The organism is Mesorhizobium muleiense, assembly GCF_900099905.1.
GTDB lineage: Bacteria > Pseudomonadota > Alphaproteobacteria > Rhizobiales > Rhizobiaceae > Mesorhizobium > Mesorhizobium muleiense.
This window is the reverse complement of sequence record NZ_FNEE01000002.1, coordinates 402,244-422,116: the sequence shown is the minus strand read 5'-3', so window position 1 is coordinate 422,116 and position 19,873 is coordinate 402,244. Positions and strand designations below refer to the sequence as shown.

The following is a 19,873-nucleotide window of genomic DNA, read 5'->3' as shown; positions in this document are numbered from 1 at the left end:
CGTCAAAACGTCGTGCCCTCTGAGACGCAACCCGATGCATCCAATCGTGCCGTCATTTGTTTATGTTGGCAGCTTGAAATGGAGAACCCACAATGACCGATGCAGCCAGCATTCGCGAACATATGGAAGTGATCGGCGCCGACGGCGTCCATGTCGGCACTGTCGACAAAGTTGAGGGACAACGAATCAAGCTGACCAAGCGCGACAGCGGCGAGGGCGCCCACAGGGGGCATCACCACTTCATTCCGCTCAGCCTCGTAGCCGAAGTCGAGGGCCAGAAAGTGCGGCTGTCGGCAAATTCGGATGTCGCGGTCACGTTCGAGGAAGAAAAATCCGACCCCACCTGATGACGGGCCACGGCAGCCCGCATTCAGCGCGACGACCAGACCGGAAACAGATCACCATCGGCGGGCGTCGCGGCAAAGACGCCGCGGCTGATGGCGCGCGCCATGGTGGCGCCGGCCGCGGCGTAAAGCTCGATGGCGTCGTTGGGCGCGAGCTCGATGCCGCTCTTGCCGGTCGCCAGCGCGAAAACCAGATCGCCGTCGGCCGGCGTATGTGTCGGCCAAATGGCGCGCACGAAGCCGTCATGCGCTGATATCGCCAGGCGTTTTGCGGCGGCCTTGGTGAGAAGTGCGTCCGTGGCGATGACGGCGATGGTCGTGTTGCCTCCGACGTGCTTGTCGCGAAATTTCAGCAGGATCCTTTTCGCGTCCGCCGGCATCGGCGCGGGATAACCAAGCCCGCCGAACTCGTCGCCGATCTCGAAGGGCGCTGCCCAGAAGTGCCTGCTTCGGGCGATCGTCACCGAGCCGGTCGGATTGACGGCGGCGAGTGCGCCGATGGTGACGCCGCTGTCGAGCATCGTCGAGGCCGATCCGAGGCCGCCCTTGAGGCCGGAACTCAGGGCACCGGTGCCCGCGCCGACCGTGCCGAGCGGAAAATCGATGCCGACTGCCTGTGCCGCCTCATAGCCGAGATCGCGGTAGGGCGGATAGCGGCCCCAGTCCTTGTCGCCGCCGTTGCGCAGGTCGAACAGGATCGCCGCCGGCACGATCGGCACGCGAAAGCCGCCGACCTCCACGCCGATGCCGTTTTCGCGTAGTGCCGCCTGTACGCCGGAGGCGGCATCGAGGCCGTAAGCCGAGCCACCCGAAAGCACCACGGCATGGATCGCCTCGATCGAATTGTGCGGCTCGAGCAGGTCGGTCTCGCGGGTGCCCGGCGCACCGCCCAGGATCTGCACACCGGCCACTGCCGGCTCGTCACAGACGATGGTGGTCACCCCGGACTTCAGCCTCGCATCGGAAGCGTTGCCGACACGCAGGCCGGCGACATCGGTGATGAGATTGCGCGGCCCGGTGCGAAACATCATTTGGCCTCCGCCGGCACGAAATTTGCGCCGTTGAAACGGAAGACCCGATAAAGGTTTTCGGTCAAGTCGCCCTTGCCGTCAAAGCGGATCGGTCCGATCGCGGTGCTGAAGTCATGCGCGGCGAGCGCATCGGCCAGCAGCTTGCCGGAGGGTTCCGCCAGCGCCGTCGCCGCCTTGGCGATCTCGACCGCCGCATAGACCGGCAGCGTGTAGCCCTCCGGCACGATCTTTTGTGCGGCAAAGCTTTCGAGCACCTTGGAGTCGGCGACATCGGCCCATTCGGGCGGCGCAAACATCAGCGTGCCAGTGGCATAAGGCACGTCGCCGGGCGCTGTGCGCAGCGCTTCGCCGCCGGCAAAAATGATGCCGGCGTCGAGCTGGCCGGCGTCGCGGCCCATGATGGCGATGTCTTCGCCGTCGCCGCCGGCAAAGACATGCGTTGCGCCGGCCTTCCTTAGCCGCCCGATCAGCCCGATCTGGTTGTCGAGCTGCGGCCTGAATGTGTCGACGAACACCGGTTTCAGCGCCGCCTGCTCGGCTGCCGCCCGAAGCGTCTCGGCGATTTCGCGGCCGTAAATCGTGCCGTCGTCGATGATGGCGAACAGCTCGTCCTGCCATTGGCGGGTGAGATTGAAGGCGACGGCGTTCCGCTCGTCATCGCCGCGCGGCCCGAGCCGAAAGATCGGCCAGCCGGTCTTGGCGCGCCGGTCGGTCAGGCTTTCGGTGCGCACGCCGACGGTGATGACCGGTATGTTGGCGTCCTTCAGGATCGGCAGTGCCGCCTCGATCGCCTCGGTGCAGAGGAAGCCGACGACCACGCCGACCTTCGCCGCAACGAATTCCCTCGCCGCGGCAGCCCCGCCATCGGCCGTGCAGGCGTCGTCGACAACCTTGAGTTGAGTACCGTTCGCCGCTGCTGCCAGGCCGGCGCCCGCCTCGATCTGCTTGCCGAGGGTCGCCGACGGCCCGGACAGTGGTGCCGCGACACCGACCAGCAGCGTCTCAGCGTTCGCATCACCGGCGAGAGACAGCCAGGCCAGCACCGCTATTGTCGTTGTCGTGCCTATTGTCCGGGGTCGCATGCGAGCGAAGAATTCCTCCGCGCCGGTCGCGTGTTTGCCGGCGCCACTTCCTGCCAAGACCTAAAGGCTGGTCAGCTTTCACGCAACACGCGAAATTCAGGATGCGTGTCAACCACTTCGCTTGTGGCATGCAATATGCCGCCATATATAACGGTTGGGTTCATCTCGCTTCAAACCAATGGAAATCGCCGGTGCTGAAGAAGAACGACATAGGGCCGCAGGCCTATCGCGACGCGATGGCCCATTTTGCCGGTCACGTCCATGTGGTCACCACCGATGGTTCCGCCGGCAGGCGCGGTGCGACTGTCATTGCAGCCTGTTCGGTGTCGGACACGCCGCCGACCATCCTGGTCTGCCTCGATCGCGAAAATCCCAAGAACGAGCCGTTCGTGAAGAATGGCAGGTTCGCCTTGAACGCGCTGGCTTCGGACCAGGAGGCGCTGTCGGTGGGCTTTTCCGGCCTCACCGGCCTGCCCGTCGAGGAACGCTTCGCGCTCGCCGAGTGGGATATGATCTCGACCGGCGCGCCGACACTGAAGGGCGCGCTTGCCGTGTTCGACTGCGAACTGATCGATACCAAGGATCTGGCCACCCACCGTGTGCTTTTTGGCAAGGTGACAGGCCTGCGTATCGGCGATAATTTGCGGCCGCTGATCTATCACGACCGCGGCTATCACGCTCTGTAGAGGCTCTGGATGGGCCGCACGCACGGAGAGAGAATGACCGGGTTGAAACCACGCCCTACGCCGCGGACGATCGATGAGACGCTCGATCTCCTGACCGGCGCGGACTATGTGGCGGACCGGTCGCTGGCGACCGTGCTGTTCTTGTCTCTGCGCATGAATCGGCCGCTGTTCCTTGAGGGCGAGGCCGGCGTCGGCAAGACCGAGATCGCCAAGGTGCTGGCGCAAGCGCTCGGCCGCCGGCTGATCCGCCTGCAATGCTATGAAGGCCTTGATGTCTCTTCGGCCGTCTACGAGTGGAATTACGCCGCGCAGATGATCGAGATCCGCATGGAGGAGGCGGCCGGCAAGGTTGACCGCTCCGACATGGAGCGCAACGTCTTTTCCGAAAAATACCTGATCCGCCGCCCGGTGCTCGACGCGCTGACCGGCAAGGCGGGCGCCGCCCCGGTCTTCCTGATCGACGAGCTCGACCGCACCGATGAGGCCTTCGAGGCGTTCCTGCTCGAAATCCTCTCCGACTTCCAGGTCACGGTGCCCGAGCTCGGCACGATCAAGGCGGAGGAGCCGCCGATCGTCATCATTACCACCAACCGCACCCGCGAGATCCACGACGCGCTGAAGCGGCGCTGCCTCTATCACTGGGTCGATTACCCGAATGCCGAGCGCGAGCTGGAAATCGTGCGCCGGAAAGTGCCGCAGGCCAACAGCCGGCTGTCGGCCGAGGTGGTTTCGTTCATCCAGAAGCTGCGCCAGATCGAGCTGTTCAAGGTGCCGGGTGTTGCCGAGACCATCGACTGGGCCGGCGCGCTGACCGAACTCGACAAGGTGGCGCTCGATCCGGAAACCGTTTCCGACACGATCGGCGTGCTGCTGAAATACCAGGACGACATTGCCCGTATCGAGCAGGGCGAAAGCCGGCGCATCCTCAACGAGGTCAAGGCCGAGCTTTCGGCGGCGGAGTAGGGCGATGGCAACGCTGCGTCCCGAACCGAAAGAGGCCACGCCGGACGGGCGGATCGCCGATAACATCGTCTATTTCGCCCGCACCTTGCGCAAAGCCGGCATGCGGGTCGGCCCGGCCTCGGTCAAGGATGCCATCGAGGCGGTGCTGGCCGCCGGCATCGGTTCCCGCGACGATTTCTACTGGACGCTGCATGCCGTGCTGGTATCGCGGCACGAGGATCACCCCACCTTCGACGAAACCTTCCGGCTGTTTTGGAAATCGCACGAGCTGATCGAAAAGATGCTGGCGATGTTTTCGCCGGTGGCGCCTGATATCAGAGAGAAGCAAAAGCCGCGGGCTGCCGAAAACCGCGTCAGCCAGGCGATGTTCGAGGGCCACCAGAAGAACCAGCCGGCGCAGGAAATCCCCGAGATCGAGGTCGACGCCCGCTTCACATTTTCCGGCAACGAGGTGCTGAGGGGCAAGGATTTTGCCCAGATGAACGCCGCCGAGATGATCGACGCCAAGAAGGCGATCGCCGCGTTGCGGCTGCCCTTCGACATGGTCAGGACACGCCGCTTCAAGTCTAATGCGCATGGTCGCCGTATCGATCCGCGCGCCATGATGCGTTCCGCTGCGCGCACCGGCGGCGAACTGATCCTGCCGAAATTCCGTTCAGCCCGCGAGGTTCACCCGCCGCTGGTCGTGCTTGCCGATATTTCCGGTTCGATGAGCCAGTACACGCGCATCTTCCTGCATTTCCTGCATGCGCTGACCGAAAAGCGCCGGCGCGTGCACGCCTTCGTTTTCGGCACCAGGCTGACAAATCTGACGCGGCAGATGCGCCATCGCGATCCAGACGCAGCACTCGCCGACTGTTCGGCGGCGGTGATGGATTGGTCGGGAGGCACCCGCATCGGCGATACGATGGGCGAATTCAACCGGCTGTGGTCGCGGCGTGTGCTGGGGCAGGGTGCGGTGGTTCTCCTGATCACCGACGGGCTGGAGCGCGACGACGTTGCCGGCCTGTCGGAGGAAATGGAGCGCCTGCGCAAATCCTGCCGGCGGCTGATCTGGCTGAACCCGCTGCTGCGCTTCGACGGCTTCGAGGCGCGCGCCCGCGGCGTCAAGGCGATGCTGCCGCATGTCGACGAATTCCGCTCGGTGCACAATCTCGATGCGCTCGCCGACCTGTGCGCGTCGCTGGACAAGACTTCGGCGCGCTCCGTCGACCCACGCAGATGGATTGAGGGTGGCGCGAGAGACGCAGCATAGTCATATGTTTTCTCAGGGAGAAACGGTGATGGATAACAGCATTTATCTCGATGAGGCCCGCGATCCGCTGATCATCGCGGAAGGCTGGATGAAAGACGGCAAGGATGTCGCCATTGCCACCGTGGTCGAGACCTGGGGCTCGGCGCCGCGCCCGGTCGGCAGCCACCTTGTCATCGACGCGGACGGCAATTTCCACGGCTCCGTCTCTGGCGGCTGCGTCGAAGGCGCGGTGGTCACCGAGGCGGTCGACGTCATCGACAGCGGCAAGGCCAAGATGCTGGAATTCGGCGTCGCCGACGAGACCGCCTGGCAGGTCGGCCTGTCCTGCGGTGGCCGCATCAAGGTCTATGTCGAGCGGTTGGGTTAGAAGCATGATCCCGCAAAGTGGGAACCGGTTTGCGGACAAGAACCATGCTTAAACAAGAAAGCATGATCCCGCAAAGTGGGAACCGTTTGCGGACAAGAATCATGCTTAAACAAGAGAGCATGATCCCGCAAAGTGGGAACCGGTTTGCCGACAAGAATCATGCTTAAACAAGAGAGCATGATCCCGCAAAGTGGGAACCGGTTTGCCGACAAGAACCATGCTTAAACAAGAGAAATTTCGATGGACCCCTACGCGCTGAAGACAGTGAACGCCGAACGCCGAGCCCGCCGCGCGGTGATCCTGGTCACCGATCTCGGCGATGGCCGCGATCGCATCGTGCGGGAGGGTGATCAGGTCGCCGGCGAATTGGGCGCTGCGATCGCCAAGGCGTTTCGCTCAGGCAATTCCGCGTCGGTCGAGGCGGAAGGGCGAACCTTCTTCCTCAACGCCTACCTGCCGCAGCCGCGCCTGGTGGTGATCGGCGCAGTCCATATCAGCCAGGCACTGGCGCCGATGGCCAGGATCGCCGGCTACCCCGTGGAGATCGTCGATCCGCGCACGGCCTTTGCCACCGCAGACCGCTTTCCCGATGTCGCGCTGCATGCCGAATGGCCGGAGGATATCCTGAAGCGCCAGCCGCTCGACAGCTATACGGCGCTGGCCGCCGTCACCCATGATCCGAAGATCGACGATTTCGCGCTGAAGGCGGCGCTCGACGCCAACTGCTTCTATGTCGGTGCGCTCGGCAGCCGCAAGACCCATGCGAAGCGGGTTGAGCGCCTGCTGGCATTGGGCGCGACCGCCGACCAGATCGCCCGCATCCACGCGCCGATCGGTCTCGACATCGGTGCGGCGAGCCCGGCCGAAATAGCTGTGGCGGTGTTGGCGCAAGCGATCCAGGCGTTTCGTTCGCGCGGCCACGAATCCAAGGACGCGGTGGCGTGAAGTTTGGGCCAATCCCCGTAGATACGGCCGAAGGCGCAGTACTGGCGCATGCCACCACGGCCGGAGAACGGCGCTTGCGCAAGGCACACAGGCTGAGCGCCGAGGATGTGTCTTTGCTCAAGGCAGCAGGGATTTCGGAGATTGTCGCGGCTGTTCTTGCTCCCGATGATTTGAGCGAGGACGCTGCCGCCGAAAAGATCGCCGAAAGCATGATCCATCGCAATGTCGAGGCGAGGCCCGCCGCGACCGGCCGGGTTAATCTGCACGCCCGGGCGGCCGGTATCTTCACGGTCGATGCCGCGATGATCAACGCCATCAACGCCGTCGATCCGACCATCACCATCGCCACGCTGGCGCAGCACGCACCGGTCGAAAATGGCCAGATGGTCGCAACCGTGAAGATCATTCCCTTCGCCGTTGCTTCCGCCCTGGTCGATGCGGTGGCAAGGTTCTGCGCCAGCGGCGAGATCTTTGCCGTCAATGCCTATCAGCCGGTGCGTGTCGGCGTCATCCAGACGGTTCTGCCCGGCATCAAGCCGAGTGTGCTCGACAAGACATTGCGGGTCACCGAAGACCGTCTGGCGCGCTCGGGTGGCCGGCTGACGGCCGAGCGCCGCACGTCGCACGAAATTGGCGCCGTTGCGGAGGCTGCGGGCTCGCTGGCGCGTGACAACGATATTGTGGTGATCTTCGGCGCCTCGGCGATGAGCGATTTTGGCGACGTCGTCCCGGCAGCGATCGAGAAGGCCGGCGGCACCGTCATCCGCGCCGGCATGCCGGTCGATCCCGGCAATCTCCTGGTGCTCGGCGCGCTTGCCGGCAAGCGCGTCATCGGCGCGCCGGGCTGCGCCCGCAGCCCCAAGGAGAACGGCTTCGACTGGGTTCTCGACAGGTTGATCGCCGGTCTTGACGTGACGGCCAAGGATATTGCCGGCATGGGTGTCGGCGGTCTGTTGATGGAAATCCCGACCCGGCCACAGCCGCGCGAGCCGCTGCCGGCGCCAAAGTCTGAGGGTGCCGAGTTGAAGGTCGATATCGTGCTGCTGGCCGCCGGCCGCTCCAGCCGCATGGGCGGCCCGAACAAGCTGCTGGCACTGTTCGACGGCCAGCCGCTGGTGCGCCGCAGCGCCGAGCGCGCGCTCGGCTCTAAAGCTTCGGGCACCGTCGTCGTCACCGGCCATCAGCGCGAGCGTGTACGCGCCGCGTTGTCGGGACTGGATGTGACTTTCGCCGATAATCCGGATTTCGCCGAGGGCCTGTCTTCATCGCTGAAGGCCGGCATCGCGCGGGTCAGCGGCGATGCTGCCGGCGCCATGATCGTGCTTGGCGACATGCCTGGCATCGCATCAGCCGACCTCGACAGGCTGATCGATGCATTCCGCAAATTCGAGTGCCGATCGGTCGTGCGCGCCTCGCATGAGGGAAAGCGAGGCAACCCTGTGTTGCTGCCGCGTTCGCTGTTTGCGGCGATCGCTCATCTGGAAGGCGATACCGGCGCGCGCCATCTGGTCGAGGCCGAGGGGCTCGATGTCATCGATGTCGAGATCGGCAGGGCAGCGTCCATCGATGTCGACACCCCCGAGGCGCTGGAAGGCGCCGGCGGCGTGCTGCAGGATTGACAAACCGGGGCCGAAAAACGCATGCCTGAGGGATGGCTATTCGAACCGTGCTATGCGCTCTACTGACTTCAATATTTTTCCTGTTTTCTTGCGCTGCTTACGCTGACGTTCTCAAGCCCTTCAAAGACGATCTGTTCGCCTATCCGGCCATCCTCTCGTCCGAGGGCGCCTATGCAGTCGTCGACTATCGCGAGCTGCGCGATATCAACGCCCGCGACCAAGTGCCGGAGCGTCGCGCGCAGGCGCAGTATGTCGACATCGGTGTGCGCAAGGTGCAGCAGGATCTGCTGCTGAAGACCGACGCCGGCAATATCCGCCACGTCGCCGTCGGTCGCACGCAAGGCGCCGGCATCATCGTGCTCTATCTCCACGGGCAGGGCGGCAGCCGTAAGCAGGGCGTCGACGATTTCACCTTCGGCGGCAATTTCAACCGCATCAAGAACCTGATGGCCGGCAATGGCGGCCTCTATCTGTCGCCGGACTTCTCCGATTTCGGCGACACAGGTGCCGCCCAGATCGCCGCGCTGATCGGCCACTATGCCGAACGGTCGCCGGGCGCGAAGATCTTCGTCGCCTGCGGCTCGATGGGCGGCGCACTGTGCTGGAAGCTGGCCGTCCGCAAGGATACTAGCGGCCGCATCGGGGGGCTGCTGCTGCTCGGTTCGCTGTGGGATGAAAGTTTCCTCTCGAGCCCGGCCTTCAGCCGCCGGGTTCCGGTCTTCTTTGGCCAGGGCAGCAAGGACCCGGTGTTTCCGGTCGAGAAACAGGAAGCCTTCTTCCGTTCGATCCTGGCCAAATCGAAAACCTATCCGGCCCGCTTTGTCCGCTTCGAGACCGGTACGCACGGCACGCCGATCCGCATGACCGACTGGCGCGGCACGCTCAACTGGATGCTGTCGAAGGCGCCTTAAGGCGGTGTGTTGTAGTCCACCACTGTCTGCGGATTGATCTCGCCGTCATAGGAGGCGTCGACATCGTACTGCACCAGCGAGAAATTGCCGTTGCGAAACAGATACGTGCCGGCCGACGCGGCATCGCCGACACCGCGCCACTTGTTGAGCGAAGAGATCGTCTTGGTGGCGTCGTCATACTCGGAATTGACCAACTGGTCGTCGGTCTGGAAGCCGGTGACGTTGATCGCCTCGACCTTGCCTTCGCTATCGTTGTTCTCATAGTGGATATCGAGTTCCGGCGAGGCGAACTGCAGCTGCCGGACGCCTGACACATCGTCGTAGACATAGTAGACGGCACTCTCATTGTAGGCAGCCATCGAGCAGAAGAAGCGAAACAGCCGCGTCTCGCGTTCGGGCTGATCGGCCTCGGCGCCGGCATCCTTGTAGCGCAGGGAGTAGGCGTCCGGCTCTGCCAAGGGCTCGCCGCCAGGCATTTCCTTGTCGCACTGGTCGCCATAAGTGGCCGCAAACGCCTTCTTGGCTTGCTCCAGCGCCGCATCCTTCTTCGGCGGCGGCGGTGCGTCGCCGCAGCTTGCCGGCATGGCGTCCTCGAATTCGGCCTTGGACGGTTTCAGCGCGCCCTTGTCGATGAAGATCGGGCGGAATGGCGGTTCCTGGATCGAGGCGTTGACCTGGCGCAGCGTGTAGCAGCCGGCAAAGACATTTTCGCTGCCGTCCTTGGCTGTCGCCCGGATGGCGACCGGAACATTGTAATAGATGCTGCCGGCCGCACCGTCTTCGGACACGCCACCGGTTTTGACCTCGACCCTTTCGGTGCCGTCATAGCCCTTGACGAAGGCGTCGAAATCCTGGACCGGCTTGGTTTCGCCGAAATAGTCCCAGGCGCGCGCGAATTCTTGCCGGTTGATGGCGCTGTAGAACGAGCGGATGACCGCTTCGGCGTCCGACCTGTCGTCGACATAAGGCGCTTCGGCGGCGAGCACCGATTGGCCTGTCACGGCAAGGGAGAAAAAAGCGGTCGCTGCAAAAAGGGCGCTTCTCATCGGGAATCTCCACCGGATGGGAAATCCTATCATAGCGATTGCGGCGACGCGGTGACGCTTGAAGAATCGCCGGCGGAGGCGCTAGCTGCCGCCGTCGGCGTTCCCGCCGGGATAGGAGAGTCTCGTGACCATATCGATGTACGAAGCGTCCGTGCCGGTGTTTTCGGCCAGGTTGAAGGCGCTATCCAACGTGCTGAACATCGCCGAGCAGAATGCGCTCGAACGCAAGATCGATCCGCAGGTGTTTTTGACGTCGAGGCTGGCGCCGGACATGTATGCGTTGACCAGGCAGGTGCAGATCGCCACCGACCACGCCAAGGGCGCGCCGTCGCGGCTTGCCGGTCGCGAGGTGCCGAAATACGAAGACAACGAGGCGAGCTTTGCCGATCTCCAGGCGCGCGTCGCGAAGACCGTCGACCTTCTGGCGACATTCTCGGCTGCCGATATGGACGGCTCCGATGACAGAATGATCGAGCTGAAGCTTGGCCAGCGCGAATTTTCGATGGCCGGCATGCAGTATCTGCTGCATCTCGCCATGCCCAATTTCTATTTCCACGTGACCACGGCCTACGACATCCTGCGCCACAATGGCGTGCCGCTGAGCAAGGCGATTTTCATGGGTTCACGTTGAAGAAGGGCGAGGGAGATATCCCGGTCGAGCCGGGATATCCGTGACTAACGTGAGGACATTTCGCGGGCGACGCGCGGAAAATCGGCTGGTTTGATGCCGATGTCGGCCCGGTCGGCATTGCTCATCGAATGAAGCAGCGCCAGAGCGGCGCGGTAGCGCAGATGTTCCTGCGGACGCGGACGGGCGAACATTTCAGTGAGAAAACCCATGATTCAAGCCCCTGGTTGGTCCTCCCGAGCCCCAATATAGGCAAACAATGACAAGTGTGCAGTGCAGCATTAGCATGGCAGCCATGCCGCACTGATCTTTGACTTCGCCGAGCGCCCCGCTTCGGCCTCTCGGAAAAGTCGCTGGCCACTGGCGGCAGGGTTGGAGACAGCCCGCGCATTCCTGTATGCTGCGGCTTCCTTCCTGCGCTGCCGCGCAAAAGAGTTCCCGCCGGAGAAATTACCATGCAAAAACGCCGCCTTGGTCGGACCGACCTTCTTGTTTCCCAGATTTGCCTGGGATCGATGACCTGGGGCCAGCAGAACACCCAAGCGGATGGCCACGCCCAGATGGATCTGGCATTTTCGCGCGGCGTCAACTTCATCGATACTGCCGAGCTCTACCCGATCCCGCCCAAGGCGGAGACACAAGGCTGGACCGAAAAGATCATCGGCAGCTGGATGAGGGCAAAGGGCAACCGCGACCAGGTGATCCTCGCCTCAAAAGTGGTTGGCCGCACCGCCAACAAATGGTTTCGCGGCGATCGCCCGTCGAAGCTGGTGCGCGCCGACATCTTCGATGCCGTCGAAAAGTCGCTGACCAGGCTCAACACCGATTATCTCGACCTTTACCAGATCCATTGGCCGGAACGGGAGGTGCCATGGGGCGCCAATCCGAACCGCGTCGGCGCCGTGCCGCTGCGGGCAGACTCCGCCGGTGCACCGGGCGGCGAGACGCCGATTCCCGAAACGCTCGCCGTCTTCGACGAATTGGTGAAGGCCGGAAAAATCCGCCATTTCGGCCTGTCGAACGAGAGTTCCTGGGGCGTCATGCGGTTTATCGGCGAAGCCGACAAAGGCGTCGGCCCGCGCCTGGCGTCGCTGCAGAACGCCTATAATTTCGTCAACCGCGGCTTCGAGGTGAACCTTGCCGAGGTCTGCGAGCGCGAACAGGTTTCCCTGCTCGCCTATTCGCCGCTAGCGCAAGGCTACCTGACCGGCAAATACGATCATGGCGCGCGGCCGCAAGGCTCGCGTTCTCAGCTTTTCAACCGCGGCCAGCGCTACGAGACGCCCAATGCCGCGGAGGCGCAGCTCGAGTACAACGAACTGGCGCGCACTTTCGGCATGGAGCCGGCATTGTTTGCCAACGCCTATGTCACAAGCCGGCCCTTCGTCACTTCGAGCATCATCGGCGCGACGACCCTTCCGCAGCTCGAAATGGCGCTGTCTTCCGCCGATGTCGTCTGGAGCGAAGACATGCAGAAGGCGGTCGATGCAATCCACCAGCGTGTCGGCAACCCGTGTCCGTGAGCTGCTTTCCGGCTCTGTAGGTGTGATTGCCAAACGATTTCAGTAGGGAGGGGGAAAAAGTGAATTTTCCGATTGAGGTCGTGCGCGAGAAATTTCCGGCACTGTCGCTGACCGACAAGGGCCGTCGCCGCATCTATCTCGACACCCCTGCCGGCACGCAGGTGCCGCAAGCGGTCGCCGACGCGGTGTCACGCTGCCTGCTGACCACAAACGCCAATCTCGGCGGCTTCTTCGAAACCACGATCGCGGCGCAACAGATCGTCGATGACGCCCATGCGGCGATGGCCGATTTCCTCGGTGCTGCAAGCCCGCAGGAAATCATCATCGGCGCCAATATGACGACGCTGACTTACCACATGTCGCGCACCCTCGGCCGCACGATGAAACCCGGTGACGAGATCATCCTCACCCGTATGGACCACGAGGGCAACGTTTCGCCGTGGCTGCAGCTCGCCGAAGATCTTGGCCTGGTCGTGCGCTGGCTGGCTTTCGATGAGCAGAGCTGGCAGATCGAGGAGGCGGCGCTTGCTGCGCTGCTCACCGACAGGACGCGGCTTGTCGCCTTGAACTACGCCAGCAATCTGACCGGCTCGATCAACCGGGTGAAGGCGCTGACCCGCATCGCCAGGCAGGCCGGCGCGCTGGTCTATGTCGACGCCGTGCAGTTCGCGCCGCACGGCCTGATCGACGTCAGGGATCTCGGCTGCGATTTCCTGGCCTGCTCGGCCTATAAATTCTTCGGGCCGCACATGGGCATAGTGTGGGGCCGGCTGGATGTCATCGACGCGCTGACACCGTACAAATGCCGCTGTTCGTCCAACGCTCTGCCGGAGCGGTTCGAACTCGGCACGCCGCAGATCGAGTTGATGGCCGGCCTGAGCGCCGCGATCGATTATTTTGCGGAGCTGGGCGCCGCCGCCAGTGAGGATGGTTCGCGCCGTGCCAGGATAGGCAAGTCGTTTGAAATTTCAACTGCTTACGAGAACAGGCTGACGAAAAAGTTGATTGACGGGCTGTCGGCTATTTCAGGCCTGACCATCCACGGCATCACCGATCCGGCGCGGTTCGGAGAGCGCGTGCCGACGGTCTCGTTCACTGTCGACGGCATCGTGCCGGAGACGATCGTGCGGCAGATGAATGCGGAAAACATCTTCCTGTGGTCCGGCCACAACTACGCCTGGGAGATCGTCCATCAGCTCGGCATTCCAGCCGAGCACGGTGTCGTGCGCATCGGCATCGCCCATTACAATACGGCGGCCGAGATCGACGAGACGCTGGAGAGCGTGCATCGCGTTATCGCGATGCTGCGACAGGAGCGACTCTGAAGCGGCATCCGGCTGATATTAGCGCTTCTTGCCGCCGCTGAACCCGGTGAGGAAGGCAGTAAGATTGTCGCCGAGTTCGTCGCAGAGATAGCCGCCTTCCTGGACGATGACCGTCGGCAGGCCACAACCGGCGATGGCTTCGCCGATGCGCGAGAAGCCTGGCGTCGTTACCGTCAGTCCGCCGAACGGATCGCCCTCGAAGGCGTCGAGGCCGAGCGCCACGACAAGCGCTTCCGGCGCAAAGGCGCGGATGCGCTGGAACGCCATGTCGAGTGCTTCCAGGAACGCGGCATCGCCGGATTTGCGCGCCAGCGGCAGGTTAAGATTGTAGCCGAGACCAGGCCCTTCGCCGCGTTCGTCGGCATGACCCCAGAAGAACGGATAGAAGCGCACCGGATCGGCATGCAGCGAGACGGTGAGCACGTCCGGCCGCGCGTAGAAAACGCCTTGCGTGCCGTTGCCGTGATGCAGGTCGACGTCGAGGATCGCCACCCGTGCGGCTTGCTTGCGTAGCGTCTGTGCCGCGACCGCCGAATTGTTGATGAAGCAGAAGCCGCCGGCGACGTCAGCAAAGGCGTGATGGCCGGGAGGACGGCACAGCGCATAGGCAGCCGGCGCCCCCGCCATCACCGCGTCGGCGGCCTCGACCGCGCTCCAGGCGCTCCACAGCGCGCTCCGCCAGGTCTCGCCGGAGATCGGGCAAGCGGTATCGGCCATGTGGTAGCCGGCCTGGCCGACCGCCGAGGCCGGATAAGAGCCGCCCCGCGCGATCGGATGGATGTTGGGGATCACTTCGGCCGAAGCGCCTTCGATGCGCTGCCAGCGCGCGAAGATGTGCTCGAGAAAATCGAGATATTCGGGCGTATGCACAGCGGCAACCGGACCAAGCCCGTGATCTCTCGGCCGTTCGATCGTGCAGCCGGCAGCCTCGGCGCCGGCGAGCAGCCGTTCGACGCGCTCCGGCTTTTCCGGATTGGGCTTTTGGGCGCCGCTGGAGAGGAACGCCTTGGGATCGTGGCGCTTCTGCTCTTCGGCATAAAAGGCTTTCATGATTTCCTCATTCCTCTGGTGCATCGGCGAAGGCAAAGAACGCGTCGCCGACGATCTTCTGCACCTGCTCGTAGCTCGACCAGGCAATGCCCAGCCTTTCGTAAAAGGCCTTGGCGGTTTCATTGTCGCTGTCGACGGACAGTCTGAGATAGGCGCCGCCGTCCTTCCGGCATTCTCGGGCGACACGCCGAAGCAGGCGTTCGCCGATCCTGCGGCCGCGAAACCGATCTTCGACATAGAGATCCTGCACATAGACGCCGGGCCGCCCCATCCAGGTCGAGAAGATCGGGAAATGCAGGCACAGGCCGGCGAACTCGCCGCCGACTTCGGCGATCAGAGTCGAGAAGGCAGGTTTTTCGCCAAAGCCGTAGGTGCGCAGGTCTTCGGGCGTAGAAGTGATTTCCTGGTGTGCGCCGGTATGCGCGCCAAGCCGCAGGATCGCGGCATGCATGGTTTCGACGTCCTCGATGGTGCCGGGCCGGATGATGATTTTGGGTAAATCGGCAGTCACTGGAGGTTCGGCGCCCAGGCACCCCCCTCTGGCCTGCCGGCCATCTCCCCCGCAAGGGGGGAGATTGGCAGCTTCGGTCTTGTCGCCAATTCTGCAACGTCGGCAATTGGCGAAAGCCGCCGCAGTGATGTCCAATCTCCCCCCTTGCGGGGGAGATGGCCGGCAGGCCAGAGGGGGGTGGGACGGAACGCAAGCATCTCAGGCCGTAACCATCTCAGAAAGCCACCCGGTCACCGCCCTTGAGCGCCAGCATCTCGCGCGCCTCGGTGGGCGTGGCGACGTCCAGCGACAGCCCGTCGAGCACGCTGCGGATGCGGCGCACCTGGTCGGCATTGGACTTTGCCAGCTGGCGGCCGTCGTAAAGGCTGTCCTCCAGCCCGACGCGGACATTGCCGCCCATCGCCGCCGCAATCGCAATCATCGGCATCTGGTGGCGCCCGGCGGCCAGCACCGAAAACTGGTAGCTGTCGCCGAACAGTTTGTCGGCGATGCGCTTCATATGGACCAGATTGTCGGGATCGGCGCCGATACCGCCGAGAATGCCGAACACGAACTGGATGAACAGAGGTCCCGCCACCAGACCGCGATCGCGAAAATGCGCCAGTGAATAGAGGTGGCCGACATCGTAGCATTCAAATTCGAAGCGTGTGCCGCAGCCCTTTCCAAGTCTTTCGAGCACGGTCTCCATATCGGCAAAGGTGTTTTTGAAGATCGTGTCGCGGGTCGCTTCCAGCAGTTTCGGCTCCCACTCGTGCTGCCACTCCCTTGACCGGTCGAGCATCGGGAACAGCGCGAAATTCATCGAGCCCATGTTGAGCGAGCACATTTCGGGCTCGGCCCTGAGTGGTGCGGCCAGCCGCTGGTCGAGCGTCATCAGCGAGGAGCCGCCGGTGGTGATGTTGATCACCGCTGATGTCGCCTGCTTGATGCGCGGCAGGAACTGCATGAACACATCAGGATCGGCGGTCGGCCGCCCATCCCCGGGATCGCGGGCGTGAAGATGCAGGATCGAGGCGCCGGCTTGGGCAGCCGCGATCGCCTCTGCGGCGATCTGGTCCGGCGTCACCGGCAGATGCGGCGACATCGACGGCGTGTGCACCGACCCGGTGACGGCGCAGGTGATGATGACTTTTCGCGGCGCCATGGCTCAGCCTTCGACCGGCAGGTCGAGTTCGCCGGCCAGCACCTGCAGCGAGTCACCGATGATGGCGACGATCTCGCCGATCTGCTCGGCCGTGACGATCATCGGCGGCGCCACCATGAAATTGTCGCCGTCGACGCCACCCTTGACCTTTCGCCCATAGATGATCAGGCCGCGCTCATAGGCGAGGTCGAGCAGGCGCTGGGTGGCCTTCTTCGCCGGTGCGATCGGCCGCAGCGTATCGGGGTCGGCGACCATCTCGGCACCTAGCAGCAGGCCCTTGCCGCGCACGTCGGCGACGAACGGAAACCGCTTGGCCAGGCCCGTCAACTCAGCCATCAAAAGATCGCCCATGCCCGCCGCATTGGCGATCAGGTCGAGACGATCCATTTCGCCAAGCACGGCGAGCCCGGCGGCGCAGGCGAGCGGATTGCCGGCATAGGTATGGCCATGCTGGAAGCCGCCGGAGGCGAGCAGCGGCTGCACCAGCCGCATGGATGCCGCCAGCGCGCCGAGCGGCGCATAGCCCGAGCCCAGCCCCTTCGACAGCGCGACGATGTCGGGCTTGCAGTCAAAATGGTCGCCGCCGAGGAATTTGCCGGTGCGGCCGGCACCGCTCATCACTTCGTCATGGATGAGCAGGATGCCGTAGCGGTCGCAGATTTCGCGGATGCGCGGATAATAGCTGTCCGGCGCCACCAGCGCCGCGGTGGCAGCGCCGCCGACCGGCTCCATGATGAAGGCGAGCACGCTTTGCGGCCCCTCGGCGAGGATCTTCTCCTCCAGCATGTCGGCGTAGCGGACGCCGCGCTGTTCCATCGAGAGATTGTCGCGGTCGCGCCAGGCGGCCGGCGCCGGCACGGTCGGCATGACCTGCATCATCGGCTCAAAGGTTTCGGCCAGCGCATCGTCGCCGGTGACGGCGAGCGCCCCGAGCGTGCCGCCATGATAGGATGGAAAGCGCGTGATCACCTTCCAGCGGCTGGCCTGTCCGGTGGCGACAGCCCATTGCCGCGCCAGCTTGACGCAGGATTCCGTCGCTTCCGAACCGCCCGAGACAAAGAAGATCCGGTCCAGGCCTTCGGGCAGCTTTCCGGCCAACTCCCGTGCCAGGTCCTCGGCCGGCTCGTTCTCGAAATGCAGCCGGTACGCGAAGGTGGCGCGATCCATCTGCCGCTTCATCGCATCGAGCACGTTGCGGTTGGAATGACCGATATTGGCGACCATCGGTCCGCTCGACCCGTCGATGAAGCGGCGGCCGTCCTGCGTCCAGATGTAGATGCCTTCGGCGCGGTCGACCAGCGGCCGGCGCAGGCTGGACAGATAGAACAGATGCGACGGCAGGCGCGTCTCGGTATCCGGGGCAGGGGTCTGGGACTTCAGCATGTCAGGATTTTCCGAGATAGCGGTCGAGTACATTCCTGGTGACGCGCTCGACCATCGCGTCCTGCCTTAGCAGGCCGGCGACCCATTCGCAGCTTCCGGCGTGGAACACCTCGCCCTTGCCGCGCCGGAAATTGACGATCATGCCGTTGCCGCGCTTGACCTTGTCGAGATTGGCGTCGCTCGCCTCGCCGAACAGCGTTTCGGCGGTGAAGCGTCCATCCTCGTCGCCGAGAAACTGGTGTTCGAACGGGATATCGGCGCTCTCCTCGACTTGCGCAGCCATGCCGACCGCAAGGATTTCCAGCCCATCCGGCGCGCCGCTGTCGGGCGTCGGGTAGGGCAGGCCGCCGTGGATCTCGTGGTCGAGCCCGTCGACCTCATAGCCATAGACATGGCTGTCGGCGCCGAGCAGGTCGCCGTAATAGATGCCTGTGCCGGCGAACGCCCAATGCTCAGGCCGGTAGACCGGAAAGCCGCGCACGCCGCGCGGTGCGCAACCGCCCCAGCCGGCGTAGATGCCCCTGGTCGCATTGAGCCCGAAGGTCGTCGCACCCGGCCGGCCGATTTCCGGTGCTTCCCAGGAGTTGGTGGCGCGGGTCACGTCGCCGCCGCGATAGACCGGATCCTCGGCGCGGGCGCGGTATTTGTAGCAGACCTGACGGCGGCCCTCGTCCTCCAGTCTGGTCTGCCACATGAAATTGCCGGCGAAGCGCGCCGCATGGCCGCCGCGCTCGACATAGGCGTCGACAGCGTCGCGCATCTCCCAGGTCCAGTATTCGTCATGGCCGACGAAGACGACGCAGTCATAGCCGTCGAGGATTTCGGGCGAGAAATGCAATTCGTGCTGGCTGGCAAGGTCGACCGCATAGGCGGCACGCTCTGCAAAACGAAAGAAGTGGCTGTCATAGCTTGCCCAGCCCGACGAGGCGTATTTCTTCGAATGGCCGGTGGCGAAGGCCCATTCCATATGCGGATAGCGCGGCACGGTTTTGGGCGCCACGGCGACCTCGAGCGGCACGCGCGGCGCCTCCTTCGGCAGGACAACAAAGCCGCGGCACCATGGCCGCTGCGTCGACACCATTGGGGCATACTGGTCGCGGTTCGGGCCGGTGATGCCTTCGTAATGATTGGAGCCGCCCCAAGTGCTGTAGGCAAGCCAGGTGCTGGTGGCGGCGACCTGCAGCACACGACCCCGTTTCTTGCCGGGCTGCGGGGTAACGATGAAAAGATGGTGGCAGCGGACCGGCTTGCCATCGCGGCCATCCGCCGTCAGCGTGACGCGATAGGCCCCGGACGGCCAGTCGTCGCCGACGCGAAATTCAAACGACGCGTCCCAGCCGCAGCCTAGGACCGAACATTGGTCGGGTGTATCCTGCCAGCGTGCCGCGATCCCGGCCTTCTCGGACATTTTCGTCTCGATGCCGCCGTCGCGGACGATCGCCATGCTGAAGCTGGAGGCCGTCGAGCTGACATGCAGCGTCACCGTCTCGCCCCGACGGTATGAGAAACGGTCGCTGTAGCACCAGATCTCGCCATGTTCGCTGTCCATGCCCGGCCACTCCCAGTAGAGGCCGCGCACCGCTTGCCGGCGCTGGTGGAGCGTCAGTCCGAAATCGGGGAATTCGGTCGGCAAGTCAGTCATGGCTACCGGCATGATCGAAGATCGCCATTTCGGCCATCTGCTCGGCAAGCGTCAATCGGAAACGATCGGGCCAGCGATAGCTGACAGCCGGCCTTGGCCTTGCCTGTCAAACCGACTATCTCTCAAAAGGCGGCCTTTTCCGCCGCGGGAGCCGACATGCTGAGAGTGCAAAAGGTCAGGGTGGACGACATCTACGTGCCGACCGCGCGCAGGAAGACGCTGCATCCCGAGACCGTTCGGCATCTGGCCGAGGACATTCTGGAAAACGGCATGAAGACGCCGATCCAGGTGCGCCACGACGGCAAGCGCCATATCCTGGTTGAAGGCCTGCACCGGCTGGAAGCGGCAAAGTGGCTCGGCGAGACCGAGATCGAAGCCTATCTGGTGCAAGCCAAGCGCCACTAAGCTCTCATTCGGG

General features: G+C 63.8%; 21 protein-coding genes. 12 read left to right on the top strand and 9 right to left on the bottom strand.

What is annotated here, in order from left to right; genetic code table 11:
* Positions 1 to 92 precede the first annotated feature (92 nt).
* The gene (locus tag BLT09_RS06010; RefSeq protein WP_023798236.1) at positions 93 to 347 is read left to right on the top strand and encodes a DUF2171 domain-containing protein; all 255 of its coding nucleotides are present in this window, start codon (positions 93 to 95) and stop codon (positions 345 to 347) included.
* Positions 348 to 370: 23 nt separating this feature from the next.
* On the opposite strand, the gene BLT09_RS06005 is transcribed toward BLT09_RS06010, so the two are convergent.
* Positions 371 to 1,372, bottom strand: a complete 1,002-nt coding sequence (locus tag BLT09_RS06005) for a P1 family peptidase (RefSeq protein WP_091591810.1) — start codon at positions 1,370 to 1,372, stop codon at positions 371 to 373.
* Positions 1,372 to 2,457 carry an ABC transporter substrate-binding protein gene (locus BLT09_RS06000; protein ID WP_091591808.1) on the bottom strand — a complete coding sequence of 362 codons (1,086 nt, stop codon included), beginning with the start codon at positions 2,455 to 2,457 and terminating at the stop codon, positions 1,372 to 1,374. Before BLT09_RS06000 ends, BLT09_RS06005 begins: the two co-directional genes overlap by 1 nt.
* Before the next feature lie 191 nt (positions 2,458 to 2,648).
* On the opposite strand from BLT09_RS06000, the gene BLT09_RS05995 reads away from it, so the two are divergent.
* From BLT09_RS05995 to BLT09_RS05965, 7 genes are all read left to right on the top strand, one after another.
* Positions 2,649 to 3,143 carry a flavin reductase gene (locus tag BLT09_RS05995; RefSeq protein ID WP_027154198.1) on the top strand — a complete coding sequence of 165 codons (495 nt, stop codon included), beginning with the start codon at positions 2,649 to 2,651 and terminating at the stop codon, positions 3,141 to 3,143.
* 33 nt (positions 3,144 to 3,176) lie between these two features.
* Positions 3,177 to 4,106 carry an AAA family ATPase gene (locus BLT09_RS05990; protein WP_027154199.1) on the top strand — a complete coding sequence of 310 codons (930 nt, stop codon included), beginning with the start codon at positions 3,177 to 3,179 and terminating at the stop codon, positions 4,104 to 4,106.
* A 4-nt stretch (positions 4,107 to 4,110) separates the two neighbouring features.
* Positions 4,111 to 5,361, top strand: coding sequence for a vWA domain-containing protein (locus BLT09_RS05985; RefSeq protein ID WP_091591361.1), 1,251 nt, complete (start codon positions 4,111 to 4,113; stop codon positions 5,359 to 5,361).
* Positions 5,362 to 5,389: 28 nt separating this feature from the next.
* Positions 5,390 to 5,728, top strand: a complete 339-nt coding sequence (locus BLT09_RS05980; RefSeq protein WP_091591359.1) for an XdhC family protein — start codon at positions 5,390 to 5,392, stop codon at positions 5,726 to 5,728.
* A gap of 240 nt (positions 5,729 to 5,968) precedes the next feature.
* On the top strand, positions 5,969 to 6,673 hold the full coding sequence (locus tag BLT09_RS05975) for an XdhC family protein (protein WP_091591358.1): 705 nt from the start codon (positions 5,969 to 5,971) through the stop codon (positions 6,671 to 6,673).
* A complete protein-coding gene (locus BLT09_RS05970) occupies positions 6,670 to 8,292 on the top strand; it encodes an NTP transferase domain-containing protein (protein WP_091591356.1) in 1,623 nt (540 codons plus the stop codon). The genes BLT09_RS05975 and BLT09_RS05970 overlap by 4 nt, the downstream gene beginning before the upstream one ends.
* Before the next feature lie 32 nt (positions 8,293 to 8,324).
* A complete protein-coding gene (locus BLT09_RS05965) occupies positions 8,325 to 9,203 on the top strand; it encodes an alpha/beta hydrolase (RefSeq protein ID WP_236473753.1) in 879 nt (292 codons plus the stop codon).
* Here BLT09_RS05965 and BLT09_RS05960 read toward each other — a convergent pair.
* Positions 9,200 to 10,249: a DUF1176 domain-containing protein gene (locus BLT09_RS05960; RefSeq protein WP_091591355.1), complete on the bottom strand. Its 1,050-nt coding sequence runs from the start codon at positions 10,247 to 10,249 to the stop codon at positions 9,200 to 9,202. The two genes, BLT09_RS05965 and BLT09_RS05960, sit on opposite strands and share 4 nt — an antisense overlap.
* 124 nt (positions 10,250 to 10,373) lie before the next feature.
* Here BLT09_RS05960 and BLT09_RS05955 point away from each other — a divergent pair, with 124 nt between their 5' ends.
* The gene (locus BLT09_RS05955; protein WP_091591353.1) at positions 10,374 to 10,880 is read left to right on the top strand and encodes a DUF1993 domain-containing protein; all 507 of its coding nucleotides are present in this window, start codon (positions 10,374 to 10,376) and stop codon (positions 10,878 to 10,880) included.
* A 44-nt stretch (positions 10,881 to 10,924) separates the two neighbouring features.
* Here the strand turns inward: BLT09_RS05955 and BLT09_RS05950 are convergent, their stop codons facing one another.
* Positions 10,925 to 11,089, bottom strand: a complete 165-nt coding sequence (locus BLT09_RS05950; RefSeq protein ID WP_023798224.1) for a hypothetical protein — start codon at positions 11,087 to 11,089, stop codon at positions 10,925 to 10,927.
* 243 nt (positions 11,090 to 11,332) lie between these two features.
* Here BLT09_RS05950 and BLT09_RS05945 point away from each other — a divergent pair, with 243 nt between their 5' ends.
* Together BLT09_RS05945 and BLT09_RS05940 are read left to right on the top strand one after the other, a co-directional pair.
* Positions 11,333 to 12,400 carry an aldo/keto reductase gene (locus BLT09_RS05945; protein ID WP_091591351.1) on the top strand — a complete coding sequence of 356 codons (1,068 nt, stop codon included), beginning with the start codon at positions 11,333 to 11,335 and terminating at the stop codon, positions 12,398 to 12,400.
* A 59-nt stretch (positions 12,401 to 12,459) separates the two neighbouring features.
* On the top strand, positions 12,460 to 13,725 hold the full coding sequence (locus BLT09_RS05940; RefSeq protein WP_091591350.1) for a cysteine desulfurase-like protein: 1,266 nt from the start codon (positions 12,460 to 12,462) through the stop codon (positions 13,723 to 13,725).
* A gap of 18 nt (positions 13,726 to 13,743) precedes the next feature.
* Here the strand turns inward: BLT09_RS05940 and BLT09_RS05935 are convergent, their stop codons facing one another.
* The 5 genes from BLT09_RS05935 to BLT09_RS05910 all read right to left on the bottom strand — a co-directional run bounded on the left by BLT09_RS05935 (position 13,744) and on the right by BLT09_RS05910 (position 19,455).
* A complete protein-coding gene (locus BLT09_RS05935; RefSeq protein WP_091591804.1) occupies positions 13,744 to 14,775 on the bottom strand; it encodes a histone deacetylase family protein in 1,032 nt (343 codons plus the stop codon).
* Between the two features lie 7 nt (positions 14,776 to 14,782).
* Positions 14,783 to 15,226, bottom strand: coding sequence for a GNAT family N-acetyltransferase (locus BLT09_RS05930; protein WP_091591803.1), 444 nt, complete (start codon positions 15,224 to 15,226; stop codon positions 14,783 to 14,785).
* 274 nt (positions 15,227 to 15,500) lie between these two features.
* Complete coding sequence (kce, locus tag BLT09_RS05920; RefSeq protein ID WP_091591347.1) at positions 15,501 to 16,430, bottom strand: 3,5-dioxohexanoate:acetyl-CoA acetone transferase; 930 nt, start codon at positions 16,428 to 16,430, stop codon at positions 15,501 to 15,503.
* Between the two features lie 3 nt (positions 16,431 to 16,433).
* Positions 16,434 to 17,813, bottom strand: coding sequence for an aminotransferase family protein (locus BLT09_RS05915; RefSeq protein ID WP_091591346.1), 1,380 nt, complete (start codon positions 17,811 to 17,813; stop codon positions 16,434 to 16,436).
* A 1-nt stretch (position 17,814) separates the two neighbouring features.
* Complete coding sequence (locus BLT09_RS05910) at positions 17,815 to 19,455, bottom strand: N,N-dimethylformamidase beta subunit family domain-containing protein (protein WP_091591344.1); 1,641 nt, start codon at positions 19,453 to 19,455, stop codon at positions 17,815 to 17,817.
* 156 nt (positions 19,456 to 19,611) lie between these two features.
* Between BLT09_RS05910 and BLT09_RS05905 the strand changes: the two genes are divergently transcribed.
* The gene (locus BLT09_RS05905; RefSeq protein ID WP_023798216.1) at positions 19,612 to 19,860 is read left to right on the top strand and encodes a ParB N-terminal domain-containing protein; all 249 of its coding nucleotides are present in this window, start codon (positions 19,612 to 19,614) and stop codon (positions 19,858 to 19,860) included.
* Positions 19,861 to 19,873: the final 13 nt, after the last annotated feature.